Below are 12221 nucleotides of genomic sequence, written 5' to 3'. Positions count from 1 at the left end.
CTATAGCGAAAGGAAGCGACTCATAATGTTCGCTTCCTTTGTTTTTTTGGTAATCGGATTCGGAAAGTCGCTCCTTCTCCTAAGCGGCTGTCGACTTCGACCTCTCCACCATGAGCACGGACGACGTTCGCGACGATCGCAAGACCAATTCCTGTACCGGTCTTACCGCGCGTTCGTGCCTTGTCCGCCTTATAGAAACGATCAAAGACGAAAGGTAGATCTTCTTCCGGAATCCCGTCACCTGAATCGATGACGGATAATGTAATGTTTTCCCTATCTTCGTCAATCTTAATCTTGATTTCTCCGTTCTCCGTATAACGCAGGGCGTTTCCAAGAAGATTCGTCAAGACTTGTTCCATCTGATCCGGATCGGCATCAAATGTGATGTTCGGACCGGAAACCGAGAAAGTGACCTGCTTATCGCGTCCCATTTGTTTGAATTTCTTGATGACTCGCTGTGCAAACGAGACCGTTTCGATGGCTTCAATCCGTAACTCCTGATAACCGGCTTCCATCCGCGCGAGATCGAGTAGATCATTGACGAGACGGGACAAGCGTTGCGATTCATCATAGATGATTGATGCAAATTCTTTCGTCGCCTCGTCACTTTCCGTCATCCCGTCGACGATCGCTTCCGAATACCCTTGCAACATGACGAGTGGCGTCCGCAGTTCATGGCTGACATTCGCGACGAAGTCGGCCCGCATCTTCTCCAGTTGTTGTGCTTCCGTCATGTCGCGCAGGACAGCGACCGCTCCGATCTGCTCTTCTTGTTCGAGTAACGGACTGACGATGATGATGTAAAAGCGTCCTTCCCGTTCAAACGAAACCGTCATCTCCGTCTCTTCCTTCATGACTGTCTGGAACAGTTCAATCAGTTCATCCGGTACGGGAGAACCTGCAAGAAATGCTTCAGCTGGTGGATTCGTCGCGAGTAGCTCACCTGATTTTGAGAACGTCAACACGCCGTCTGCCATACAGCGCAGAATCGAGGAGAGCAAATGCCGCTCCTTATCAAGATCCGTGACGTATTGATTGAGTTGGCTACTCATCTCGTTAAAGGCAAGCGCTAAGTCACCAATCTCATCACGTGAACGTTGCGTCAGGCTTTGATCGAATTTCCCTTCACCGGCCTCAACGACGGCTTGACGAATCGTCCGTAGTGGTGCGGTGATCCGTGTCGATAGGAAGAAAGCAAAGACGGTCGTCCCGATGATCGCTAACAAGACACAGAGCTGAATGATTTGACGTGCGCCTTCATTCGCTTGCTCGATATTCGTCAATTGTTCGATCAAGTAGATCGTTCCGTTGCCGCTATCCGTAATGAGCGGTGCTCGATACGCGAGTGCCGCCTTTCCATCGAAGGTCTCGTAATTACCGATTGCCGTTTCACCTTCTTCACCATCGATCGCTTTCCAGTTCTGACGTTCGAGCTCCTTGATGATCCGGTTCGCTTTCGCTTGTGAAATATTCGCTTCGACAGAATCGTCCTGGGTCTTCGCAATTAATGTCGCGCCATATATATCCGTGATTTCGACAGCAGTACTCGATCCTTCCTCGATACCGGAGTGCGCCTGAAAGACGGTCTCGACTTGTTGACCGAGCTTTGCAAGGTGCCCCCGCTCCTGTTCGATATGAAAAGAGTTGAAAAATTCAAGTAGCAAGATCGTCAAGGCGATCAAGACGACCGAGACAAGCAATAGGATCGTGCCCCATAGTTTGATGACTACACTTTGCAACCATTTCATCGTCCGGTCGGACTATTCTCGAACTTGTATCCGACACCCCAGACCGTCGTGATCATTTGAGCAGCATTCGGAGACAAACGATTCAGCTTTTCACGCAGACGTTTGACGTGTGTATCGACCGTCCGAAGATCCCCAAAAAATTCATAGTTCCAGACTTCCTTGAGTAGTTGTTCCCGTGAGAATACTTTGTCCGTTTGTTTTGCCAAGAAATACAGGAGTTCATATTCTTTTGGTGTTAAATTGACTTCTTGTGATTCAACCGTCACGCGGTGTGCGTCATTATCAATCGTCAAATGTGGGAAGACGATGACATCTTTTGTTTTCGCATCCGTATGGAGGAATTTCGTTGCACTCGCTCGGCGAAGGATTGCTTTGACACGCAAAACGACTTCACGTGGACTGAATGGTTTGACGATATAATCATCTGCCCCCATTTCAAACCCATGGACGCGATTCGTTTCTTCACCTTTTGCCGTCAGCATGACGACCGGCGTCGCTTTCGTTTTCCGTAGTTCTTCACAAACTTGCATCCCGTCCATCTTCGGCATCATCAAGTCGAGGAGAATGACATCGTATTCTGTCTCAAGCGCCATTTCAAGCGCCGTCTCTCCATTGTCTGCTTCCTCGATCGTGAAATTTTCCCGCTCCAGATACATCTTCAACAGGCGACGAATTCGTTCCTCATCGTCGACAACTAAAATACGTGCTTCTTCTGACATGCTGTCTCCTCCTATAAACTAAACTCTACTCCTCTATCCTACTACTCTTTTAGTATACTATGAAACGAAAAGAATGGCTTGCACTGGCTGATTTCCCCAAAACAATACTCTTTTGTCAGAGAAACATGAAAAAGCAGCGGACCGTTTCCGGATCCGCTGCTTTTCTTTTCCTTATGCGTACGAGTGTAATCCCGCTACGACAAGGTTGACGAAGACAAGGTTGAACATGATGACAGCAAAACCACCAACACATAACCATGCTGATTTTTTACCGATCCACCCACGCTGGATGCGCATGTGGAGATAGAACACGTAGAAGAGCATCGTGATCAGTGCCCAAACCTCTTTCGGGTCCCAGCCCCAATAGCGGCTCCATGCCATTTGCGCCCAAATCATTGCGAAGATTAATCCGCCAAGGATGAAGATTGGAAGACCGATCGCAATCGCACGGTAACTAATCTCATCAGCTGTTTCTAAATCAATCTTCCGCGCGATTGGTTTCAGACTCTCTGCGACACGCTTACGAAGAATGACGAAGCGAAGCAAGACGTATAAGACGACGCCACCAATGATCGACCATAAGACCGTATTGACTTTGTTCGCGTTCAAGAAGTTCGGCAATTCAATGACGGCACCTGAACCAGATAAGACTTTTCCGTTCTCAGGACCTGTCAGAACCGGCATCGTGTATTCATGTGTCATCTTCGCACCATTCTTCGCGACGTATTCGATCGTTGATGCAGAACCTGTTGCTTTGAACAAGAGGCCGACGAGGATGTAACCAACGACACAAACGAGTGAGAACATGACGATTTCAAGCCATGTCCGTGTTTTCGATTCTTTATTGAAATCCGTCGCGTGGACCAGATAGAGCAATCCGGTCGCAAAACTGACAGCGAGAATCCCCTCACCGAGCGCTGCCGTCGTAACGTGGATTTTGAGCCAGACACTTTGAAGTGCCGGAATCAAGGGTTGGACCTCATCCGGGAACATCGACGCATAAGCGATGACGAGCAAGGCAACCGGCATTGCAATCAAGCCAAGGACATTATTTTTATAGATGGCATAGACGATCAAGAATCCAAGGACCATCATCATACCAAAGAATGTCGTGTATTCGTATAAATTTGAGACCGGAACGTGTCCAGCACCCGCCCAGCGCGTAAAGAAATACCCTAACTGAGCAAGAAAACCGATGATCGCGAGCGTATAGGCGATCTTACCAGAACGTGTCGGACCTTTTTTACCACTCGTCGCAACAGCGAAAAAACCTGTACTGACGAGGTAGACGATGAATGACGTTAGGAGCAGATTACTGCTCAACTGAAGCATATTCATTTAGCTTCCCCCTCTTCCCGCAACTTTTGTCGGTCCTCAAGTTCTGGTAGACCAACTTCCGTCAACGCGAGATTGGCTTCTTTTTGAAGCCCTAATGCGTTTTTGTTTGTAAATCCAGCAATCTGAATGCGACCGTTCTTCTCACGTAACCAGAGACGACGGTGCGGCCAGTACATCCCGATCAATAGACCTGCCATGAAGATGATGCCACCCGCAAAGAGGAACGGGAGCGTCAAGTCTTTCTTGATTCGGACACCTGAGATGTTTGAGAGCTCCGTACCGGCAAACGCCATCTTGTACTGGTTCTCATCCCCACCGACATTCAGCTTGATACCAATCAAGCTACGCTCCCCTTTTGGGTGCTCCGGTGATTTGATATTAAAGACGAACGCCGGATTGACAGGACGTCCAGAATTGGTCGTCGGCTGTCCATCCTTGACGACGAAATCAGGCAAGAAATCCTTCAATTCGACATCATAGCCGTTTTTCAACTTGTAGGTCTCTTTTGGTTCACGTAAATCGACCTTGATCGTATCCACGACTTTACCTGTCTTTTGGTTGACGATGCTAAACGACATCGTCTTAAATTCTGGATCTGCCGCGTATTGTTCTTGGAAGACTTGGAAATCATCGAATTCGAATGGACGGTTGACTGCTGTCTCACCTGATTTGACTTCTTCGAGTTTCGGTTTGAAATCACTTGTCTCTCCGACTTTTTTATAGAGCGTCATCTTCGTGTCGTAGTTTTTCGGCACGTTTCCGCCCGCTGCTTCAAGCGATTTCTTGAATTTTTCGTCCACCTTCTCAGGATCATAGAACTCGATGTTGAACGCTTCATTTTTCAAGTAATACTTGTTGTCCGTCGCTTCGATTGGTAATGTCTCTCCTTCACGAAGCCAGAGCAGTTCATCTTCATGCATACCCGGTACGACCCGAAGCATCGCTCCTCCAAAGAAGAGTACAAGACCGATATGGTTGATGTAAGGACCCCATCGTCCAAACCGTTGTTTTTCCGCTAAGAGCGCCCCATCTTGTCGACGGACTTTATAGCCCTTCTTCTCAAGTAACGGTGCGATCGCATCGATTTTTTTGACGTCTCCAGTCGCTTCAGCGCCAAATCGCTGACCATTCATGAAACGGTCCGACTGGATGACCGGTTGTTTCTTCAATGCTCGGTAGAGCGGGAAGAAGCGGTCAATCGACACGATGATGATCGATAAGAGTAACAGTGTGATTAATCCGATGTACCACCATGATTCAAACAGGTTGTGGAATCCTAACGTATAGTAGATATCCCCTGCCGTACCGTATTCTTTTTGATAAAATTCTTCCGGTGGTGTTGCCTGCGGAATATACATCTCTTGCGGGAAGATCGTACCGACCCCACTCGCGATGATGATCAGACCGATCAGCCATAACCCGACCTTGACGGACGAGAAGAACGTCCATGCCCGGTCGATCCAAGATGGATTTTTACGTTTCGAACGAAGTTCTGCTTCCTCGTAACGCATGTCCAGTTGTTTGAAATCTTCTTGCTCCTGCATCCTTAAATCCCCCTTCGATGCGTTACTCGTTCGCCTTCTTCACCATCTCTTCCAGCTTCGCTTGATCAATCTCACCTTCGTATTTCTCGACGACCTCACCTTTTTTGTTGATGATGAACGTCACAGGTAAGTTGTAGATCCCGTAAGCCTTCTCGACCGAACTATTCGTATCCATGAGGATCGGATAATCCGTTCCGCCGATATCCTTGATGAAGCTTGAGACTCGAACCGGTGTTTCTCCGACATTGACCGCTACGAAATTGACACCTTGATCCTGCATCATCTGATAGTTGTCATTGATCAAAGGCATCTCTTTCTTACATGGTTCGCAGAATGTACCCCAGAAATTGAGTAAAAGTCCTTTTCCTTTGTATTCATCCATTGAGTGCTGTTTCTCACCGTATAGATCGACGAGCGCGAAACCAGGAGCATCATCGCCTGCCATGACACGACCGTTTTTATCACGTGTCGCTTGATCGACGAATTGCATGATGACGACAGCACCGGCGAACAAGACCATCGTCATGATCATCAGACGCCAGAAAGAGCGTTTCTTCTTTTTTTGCTGGGCTGCTGCTAAGCGTTCTTCCGGATTTTGTTTCGTTTTTTTCATATTTTACCGCCTCCACCCATATTGTACTTGAAATCGCTTAAACGTTGATAAAATGTGAAATTCGTTAATCGTTTTGTCACAAAAAAAGAAAACTCAACCCGGAGGATGAGCTTCTCGCTTTACAAATTAACGTTTTTTTGTGTTCTTACGTCTTTTCGTAGGTGGAGCGGCTGGATCCGCTAGCTCACGCAATTGATTGACTTCTTTTTTTGAAAGTTCACGCCACTCGCCAGAAGTAAGACCTGCCAGTGTCAAGAAACCGAACTGTTCACGTTTCAACTTCAAGACTTCTGAACCGAGTGTCTCGACCATTTGACGGACTTGGCGGTTATGTCCCTCGTAGATGACCATCTCAAGGATTGCCGTGTTTTTCTTCTTATCGATGTCACGCATCTCGACGCGTGCTTTCCCTGTCTTAAAGCCATCCGGCAAGACGACGCCTTTTTCAAGACCTTTGACGTGGAAATATTCCGGTACGCCTTTGATTTTGACGATGTAGCGTTTCGGTACCTTATACTTCGGGTGAAGCAGAAGGTTCGAGAATTCACCGTCATTCGTCATCAAAAGAAGACCGCTCGTATTGTAGTCGAGTCGACCGACTGGGAAAACACGGTGTCCCGGTGGTACGAGATCAACGACCGTCTTACGTCCCTTATCGTCTTCAACCGTCGAGACGACACCTGTTGGTTTATACAGCATGTAATAAACGTGTTCTTCACGCTCAAGCTTCACGCCGTCGACTTCGACTTCAGCACGCGCTCCAACTTTCGTTCCGAGCTCCGTGATGACTTTCCCGTTAACCTTGACGCGGCCTGCTGTAATCAATTCCTCTGCTTTACGCCGTGAAGCGACACCTGCTTGTGCGATGATTTTTTGTAACCGTTCCATTAATTCACTCTCTCCTCTAATGAAGGATCATTCCGGAAGAAGAGATCTCCATCTGATTCGAACGTTTCTTCGAACTCGAGTGGTGGTAACTCCTCAATGCTATTCAGACCAAAGTGGTCCAGGAAATGATCCGTCGTCTTATACAATTTCGCGCGACCAACGCCTTTGGCACGTCCCGCTTCTTCAATCAAACCTTTTGCACTTAACGTATGGATGACGCGTTCCGTCTTGACGCCACGGACGACTTCGATATCAGCACGCGTGACGGGTTGTTTGTACGCGATGATGACGAGTGTCTCCATCGCTGCTCGAGACAAGGAGTCTTCTGCAAGTGATCCCGCATACGCCTGAATATACGGCGACATCTCTTTACGTGTCACCATCTTAAAGACGCCACCTGACTCCACGATTTGCAACACCCGTCGCTCTGCTTCGAACGTCGTCTGAAGAGCCAGTAACTGTTCGCGCGCCGCTGCTTCACTGATCTCTAGTGCTTGACTGAGACCACGTGGGTCGATACCGTCATCGCCGACGACGAATAACAAGCTTTCAATGATTTGTTCATACGCCAATCTGACTCTCCTCCTTCACCATGCTACGCAACAAAATGTCATCGGTCATTTGTTCACAATCAATGACCCGTTGCTTCACGAGTTCTAGGACGGCGAGGAAACTGACGACCAGTTCTTCGACCGTCGGCTGCTCCACAAAAAAGCCAAAGAATGTCGTACGCTCACGCGTCGCGACGTAACGGGCAACGGACTCCATCTGTTGCTCAAGCGACCGTTCTTCCCGTTTAACCGTCTTCGAGCGACGTACCTTCCAAGCTTCCCGTTGACGCATTTTTTCGTATGCACGCAATAAATCACTTAGGGATAACGTACCATTATACTCTTGTGCGTCCGTATCGAGATAACGCATCAAATCCTCTGGTTGTTTCGAGAACAGCTCAAGGCGCGCCTCTTCCTTTTCCTTGAGGACGAGTGCCGCTTCCTTATACGCTTTATACTCGATCAACTGTTGAATCAGACCTTCTCGTGTCGGTTCTTCCTCGAAATCGGGAATCTCATCGTATTCCGTCTGTTCAACCGGCAAGAGTTGTTTGCTTTTCAGTTGCAACAGCGTCGCTGCCATGACAAGATATTCACTAGCAACATCTAGTTCAAGATGTTGCATCGCACGGATATAGGACACATATTGATCCGTCACCATGGAAACGGATATATCATAAATATCGATTTCTAATTTACCAACCAAGTGTAACAGCAAGTCCAGCGGGCCTTCAAACGCATCCATCTTTACACTGTATGATTCCATGATTCTCCCTGCCCATCAACGTTTTTTGCGCCTTAGTATACCATACAACGGATAGGTTCGACTATGTTATATTCAAAGGAAGAGGTGATTCCATGAATCCAATCGAGCGATTCGTATTCGAATTCAACATCCGGCACGATTACTTCGAGTGCCATGAAATCTTAGAGGAAGTCTGGCAAGAAGGACAGCGCCAGGATGAGGCGCTCGTTGGTTTAATCCAACTGGCCGTCGCCCGCTATCACCATCGGCGCGGCAATGCGACCGGTGCACAGCGGACATATGTGAAAGCATTTGATAAGATCGAACGTCACCGAACTACGCTGATTGCGTCCGGAATCGACGTCTCTCGTTTGCTCGATCATCTTCATCAATTTACGGATCCGGTTTATCGACACATCCCGTTACCTGTCTTCCCGGATGTCATCCGGACCGTTGCGCTTGAAGCGACAGCACCTGATCTCGACTATGTGACGCATAAGCATCGCTTGCGTGATCGCACGGATGTCGTTCTTGCACGCCAAGAAGCGCTACAAAACCGAAGAGACCGGTCCATCTGAGCCATGGACCGGTCTTTTTATTGGTTTTTCCATTTGTCGACGAGGCGTTGCGTCTCTTCGGTCGCACCCGTAATATCCGTTCGAAGGAGCTTGACTGCTTCATCGAGTAGGAGATACGACATCCGTTCTCCACGGAAAGACGGTGATAAGGCGATATGTTTCAATTCAGCATGGCCATCCATTAATTGAAACCCGATGACACCGACGAAATCCTCATCTTGTTTGTACAAATACAAGCGTTGGTCTTCTTCCTGTTCATAGGCTTGAACCGTTTCAAGCAAATACTTCGGATCCTTCACTTCGCACGAAAAGGCGATCAGCCCCATCGCGGTCCGTTCATTCAACTTCTTATATTTTACTAGCATGTGATTCTACACCTTCCTAATTTCAACAACTCTCAGGAGCATGAACGACTGAGACTCATTCATTCTACACCTTCTCACACAGAATTACTGCATTTTTTTCATAATCCATGAAAAAGGCAGGAGACCGTCATGTGACGTCCCCTGCATCTGAATCATGCTTGTTCTTCCATCACTTGGATGAAAGCACGCATGTAATCTGGTAGATCAGGCGGGCGACGGCTCGAGACGATATGTCCGTCGACGACAACGGCTTCATCGTGCCAAATCGCACCTGCATTCGTCATGTCATCCTTGATTCCTGGCGTACTCGTGACATTAACACCTTTTAAGATGCCAGCAGAGATCAACACCCAACCAGCGTGGCAGATTTGACCAATTGGTTGTTTGTTCTGGTCAAAATGACGCACCATGTTCAGGACAGAGTCAAAGCGGCGTAACAGATCGGGTGACCAACCACCCGGAACAAGAATCGCATCGTATTCTGCTGGATTGATCTCATCGAACGTCTTATTCGATTTGATCGGAACACCGTACTTCCCGATATACGTCTCATCTGCCTTCTCACCGACGATGTCGACGATCGCGCCTTCTTCACGTAAGCGATGGACAGGATACCATAATTCTAAATCCTCGAAGTCATTGCTGACGACTTGGATGATTCGTTTTCCTTCTAAACGCATGACAAACACTCCTTTACAAGTTGAGTTCCCTTACTGATTGTACCCGCTTCTAAAAAAAGAAAAACTCCTCTTCAAACGTTTGAAGAGGAGCAAGAACTTATGCTTCGACGCGGATTTCTTTGATGCCAGCGCCTTGCTTCATTTTTTGTGCATGTTCGAGACCTGAAGTCACTTGTCCGAAGACTGTGTGTACACCGTCGAGGTGCGGTTGTGGCTCATGTACGATGAAGAACTGGCTTGATCCAGTGTTACGACCAGCGTGTGCCATCGAAAGTGAACCCGCTTTGTGTTTGTGTGGGTATGATGTAGACGTTTCGCAAGGAATCGTTTTTCCTGAACCGCCTGTACCGTTTCCGATTGGGCATCCGCCTTGTGAGACGAAGCCTGGGATGACACGGTGGAAGTTCAATCCATCGTAGAAGTTCGAGTTTGCAAGGTTTTCGAAGTTTTCAGTCGTGATCGGTGCTTCATCGTTGAACAATTCGAATTCGATTTTATTTCCATCTTCTAATAAGATATGACCAGTTTTTTGCATGTTTGACCAACCTTTCGTGCTTTTCAGCAAGAGATTCGTCACGATTCAAGATCGTGATTCCATGGTACAGTGTACCAAATTTCAGGACGTCGTGCAGACCTTTTTACTCGACGGCTGCCTCTAACACATCGAGTGTCACCGAATCCGTTGCTTCGACACGAATCCGAATTCCATTCGCGAGTGTCGTGACAGGATCCGTATGCCCGAAGTCCGCATCGAGAATGATCGGGAAATCATAGCCCCGCGTCGCGCGCAGAATGATGTCTTTGAGCGGGAAGTCCGGATCAAAATCGACCTTGCTCGGGAAGCGTCCGACGACGAGCGCCGCAATCTTGTCATACGCACCCATGTGTCGCAATTGCGTGAAATACCGGTCGATCGTTTCTGGTGTCTCACTTTCGTCATCCTCAAGCATCAAGACGACACCGTCAAATGATGGCAAGTATGGTGTCCCAGCAAGCAGCAAAAGTGTTCCCGTGTTCCCCGTCAGAATCGGACCTTCTGCGACGCCCGTCTTGACGATCGTGTACCCTGCATTCGGCTGATGCTCTCGTCTGCGATCATCCGCGACATCCCAGCGTAAAATCTCGTCCGTCCACTCTTCCGATGCTTCGATTCGACCGATCGGTTCCGTCTGCATGAACGTACGATTAAACGACTCTTCCGTATACGGATCAAGACCATCAAATTGACCGAACTGTGTCAGTAGCGCTGGTCCGACGAACGTCGTCAATCCTGTTTTCTGATAGATGCCAGCAAACAATGCGGTGATATCACTGTATCCGACGAAGATTTTCGGATTGTTTCGGATCAACTCATAATCAAGTTCATCGAGTAATTGGTGCGAGTTAAATCCACCGATTGTCGAGATGATCGCCTTAATCGACGGATCAGCAAACGCCATATGTAAATCTTGCAGACGTTCGCCGATCGTTCCTGCTGTATGACTATGAACAGCTGTTGCATTCGGCATCAAGACGACCTCGAACCCCATTTTTTCAAGTGTTGCGATACCGCGGGCGAGACGACGCGGTACGTATGCTGCGACAGCAGACGCCGGCGAGACGATAGCAATCTTATCCCCTTTTTGTAAGCGTGGTGGTTTCATGAGAGTTCCCCCCCTTTTTTCATTACAAGTATTTCCAGTATAACAAATCGAAAAGGAAACACGTACTCTCATTTTCCCATCCATTTTACAGCTTCACGAAGAGCGAATCTCCGTTCTCAAGCAATTCTCCTTTTTCCGACATATAGTCAATCTTGACCGTCATATGTTGAAGGATCTTTTGTTCACGTAATGACTTTGCCCACGCTGTGACCTGCGCTTTATCCTGTTCGTGTCGCTTGCGTGGAACATCCACTAAGAGCGTCGGAGCGACTTCTTTCCGTAAATAAGCCTTTGATTCAAAACGCGCGTCACCTAGCCGCTGTATTTCATCGCTGTCATAAAGTACGGTCACGCTCAATTGATCGTTCAGTTGTTCGAGAGTCGGCGACGGGATCCGTCGCTCTAACCGATCTTCCCAAAGTGACGCATGATACGAGTCAACGAGCCTCCCCGACTCCTCTTGTTGATAGACGAAAAACTCAGTATTCGTTTTTTCGTCTATCGCGCGTGCGGCATATTCAAATGGAAAATTTCCCATGTTGTCGTAAAGACTACCTGTCACCTTCGCTTCCGGAAGATGCTGTTCTAAGTAAGTTTTTGCTTTCCGCTGTATTTCAGTCTCTTTCGTTCCATCCGAGTTCATGTCCTGTGTAAAAGCGAACGTCATCAATAAGGCACCACCTCCGATGACTCCAACTAGACTGGCAATTCCGATCAACCAACGTTTCATGCACTCACCCCCAAAATTAATCATCCTATATTTTTACAATTTTGATTTTATCACAAAAAAAGAGTAGCGGACGAAGTCC

The 12221-nt window shown here is 47.9% G+C and carries 14 protein-coding genes; 1 reads left to right on the top strand and 13 read right to left on the bottom strand.

Annotation, left to right across the window (positions count from 1 at the left end):
* Window positions 1-20: 20 nt before the first annotated feature.
* The 8 genes from B4F99_RS03830 to B4F99_RS03795 form a co-directional block, all read right to left on the bottom strand.
* Window positions 21-1748, bottom strand: coding sequence for an ATP-binding protein (locus B4F99_RS03830; RefSeq protein ID WP_290755436.1), 1728 nt, complete (start codon window positions 1746-1748; stop codon window positions 21-23).
* Window positions 1745-2467 carry a response regulator transcription factor gene (locus B4F99_RS03825; RefSeq protein WP_290755434.1) on the bottom strand — a complete coding sequence of 241 codons (723 nt, stop codon included), beginning with the start codon at window positions 2465-2467 and terminating at the stop codon, window positions 1745-1747. The genes B4F99_RS03830 and B4F99_RS03825 overlap by 4 nt, the downstream gene beginning before the upstream one ends.
* Window positions 2468-2638: 171 nt before the next feature.
* Complete coding sequence (gene ccsB, locus B4F99_RS03820; RefSeq protein WP_290755432.1) at window positions 2639-3805, bottom strand: c-type cytochrome biogenesis protein CcsB; 1167 nt, start codon at window positions 3803-3805, stop codon at window positions 2639-2641.
* Window positions 3802-5349 (bottom strand): cytochrome c biogenesis protein ResB, encoded by a 1548-nt coding sequence (resB, locus tag B4F99_RS03815; protein WP_251137910.1) that lies wholly within the window; start codon window positions 5347-5349, stop codon window positions 3802-3804. The genes ccsB and resB overlap by 4 nt, the downstream gene beginning before the upstream one ends.
* Window positions 5350-5371: 22 nt before the next feature.
* Window positions 5372-5962 carry a redoxin domain-containing protein gene (locus tag B4F99_RS03810; protein ID WP_290755429.1) on the bottom strand — a complete coding sequence of 197 codons (591 nt, stop codon included), beginning with the start codon at window positions 5960-5962 and terminating at the stop codon, window positions 5372-5374.
* A gap of 126 nt (window positions 5963-6088) precedes the next feature.
* Window positions 6089-6850, bottom strand: a complete 762-nt coding sequence (locus B4F99_RS03805; protein ID WP_023467688.1) for a pseudouridine synthase — start codon at window positions 6848-6850, stop codon at window positions 6089-6091.
* The gene (scpB, locus tag B4F99_RS03800) at window positions 6850-7422 is read right to left on the bottom strand and encodes an SMC-Scp complex subunit ScpB (protein ID WP_214855249.1); all 573 of its coding nucleotides are present in this window, start codon (window positions 7420-7422) and stop codon (window positions 6850-6852) included. The genes B4F99_RS03805 and scpB overlap by 1 nt, the downstream gene beginning before the upstream one ends.
* The gene (locus tag B4F99_RS03795; protein ID WP_214855247.1) at window positions 7412-8167 is read right to left on the bottom strand and encodes a segregation/condensation protein A; all 756 of its coding nucleotides are present in this window, start codon (window positions 8165-8167) and stop codon (window positions 7412-7414) included. The genes scpB and B4F99_RS03795 overlap by 11 nt, the downstream gene beginning before the upstream one ends.
* Before the next feature lie 92 nt (window positions 8168-8259).
* Between B4F99_RS03795 and B4F99_RS03790 the strand changes: the two genes are divergently transcribed.
* Window positions 8260-8724 (top strand): DUF309 domain-containing protein, encoded by a 465-nt coding sequence (locus B4F99_RS03790; RefSeq protein WP_214855245.1) that lies wholly within the window; start codon window positions 8260-8262, stop codon window positions 8722-8724.
* 17 nt (window positions 8725-8741) lie between these two features.
* Here the strand turns inward: B4F99_RS03790 and B4F99_RS03785 are convergent, their stop codons facing one another.
* The 5 genes from B4F99_RS03785 to B4F99_RS03765 form a co-directional block, all read right to left on the bottom strand.
* Window positions 8742-9089: a GNAT family N-acetyltransferase gene (locus tag B4F99_RS03785; RefSeq protein ID WP_290755424.1), complete on the bottom strand. Its 348-nt coding sequence runs from the start codon at window positions 9087-9089 to the stop codon at window positions 8742-8744.
* 152 nt (window positions 9090-9241) lie between these two features.
* Window positions 9242-9769: a type 1 glutamine amidotransferase domain-containing protein gene (locus B4F99_RS03780; RefSeq protein ID WP_035398198.1), complete on the bottom strand. Its 528-nt coding sequence runs from the start codon at window positions 9767-9769 to the stop codon at window positions 9242-9244.
* Window positions 9770-9866: 97 nt separating this feature from the next.
* Entirely contained in the window at window positions 9867-10304 is a 438-nt protein-coding gene (locus B4F99_RS03775; protein WP_023467682.1) for a peptidylprolyl isomerase, read from the bottom strand.
* A gap of 103 nt (window positions 10305-10407) precedes the next feature.
* A complete protein-coding gene (locus B4F99_RS03770; protein WP_290755422.1) occupies window positions 10408-11412 on the bottom strand; it encodes a S66 family peptidase in 1005 nt (334 codons plus the stop codon).
* Between the two features lie 85 nt (window positions 11413-11497).
* On the bottom strand, window positions 11498-12142 hold the full coding sequence (locus B4F99_RS03765) for a hypothetical protein (RefSeq protein WP_290755420.1): 645 nt from the start codon (window positions 12140-12142) through the stop codon (window positions 11498-11500).
* Window positions 12143-12221: the final 79 nt, after the last annotated feature.

This window comes from Exiguobacterium sp. UBA3491 (assembly GCF_002377745.1).
Classification (GTDB): Bacteria; Bacillota; Bacilli; order Exiguobacteriales; family Exiguobacteriaceae; genus Exiguobacterium_A.
The sequence above is the reverse complement of the archived record's forward strand: the minus strand, read 5'-3'. Positions and strand labels throughout refer to the sequence as shown.

What these genes read in the sequence shown, in the direction of transcription:
- B4F99_RS03825 (WP_290755434.1), bottom strand. Translation starts at nt 2,467, where the DNA reads ATGTCAGAAGAAGCACGTATTTTAGTTGTCGACGATGAGGAACGAATT.
- B4F99_RS03805 (WP_023467688.1), bottom strand. Translation starts at nt 6,850, where the DNA reads ATGGAACGGTTACAAAAAATCATCGCACAAGCAGGTGTCGCTTCACGG.
- resB (WP_251137910.1), bottom strand. Translation starts at nt 5,349, where the DNA reads ATGCAGGAGCAAGAAGATTTCAAACAACTGGACATGCGTTACGAGGAA.
- ccsB (WP_290755432.1), bottom strand. Translation starts at nt 3,805, where the DNA reads ATGAATATGCTTCAGTTGAGCAGTAATCTGCTCCTAACGTCATTCATC.
- B4F99_RS03780 (WP_035398198.1), bottom strand. Translation starts at nt 9,769, where the DNA reads ATGCGTTTAGAAGGAAAACGAATCATCCAAGTCGTCAGCAATGACTTC.
- B4F99_RS03795 (WP_214855247.1), bottom strand. Translation starts at nt 8,167, where the DNA reads ATGGAATCATACAGTGTAAAGATGGATGCGTTTGAAGGCCCGCTGGAC.
- B4F99_RS03765 (WP_290755420.1), bottom strand. Translation starts at nt 12,142, where the DNA reads ATGAAACGTTGGTTGATCGGAATTGCCAGTCTAGTTGGAGTCATCGGA.
- B4F99_RS03775 (WP_023467682.1), bottom strand. Translation starts at nt 10,304, where the DNA reads ATGCAAAAAACTGGTCATATCTTATTAGAAGATGGAAATAAAATCGAA.
- B4F99_RS03770 (WP_290755422.1), bottom strand. Translation starts at nt 11,412, where the DNA reads ATGAAACCACCACGCTTACAAAAAGGGGATAAGATTGCTATCGTCTCG.
- B4F99_RS03785 (WP_290755424.1), bottom strand. Translation starts at nt 9,089, where the DNA reads ATGCTAGTAAAATATAAGAAGTTGAATGAACGGACCGCGATGGGGCTG.
- B4F99_RS03790 (WP_214855245.1), top strand. Translation starts at nt 8,260, where the DNA reads ATGAATCCAATCGAGCGATTCGTATTCGAATTCAACATCCGGCACGAT.
- B4F99_RS03810 (WP_290755429.1), bottom strand. Translation starts at nt 5,962, where the DNA reads ATGAAAAAAACGAAACAAAATCCGGAAGAACGCTTAGCAGCAGCCCAG.
- B4F99_RS03830 (WP_290755436.1), bottom strand. Translation starts at nt 1,748, where the DNA reads ATGAAATGGTTGCAAAGTGTAGTCATCAAACTATGGGGCACGATCCTA.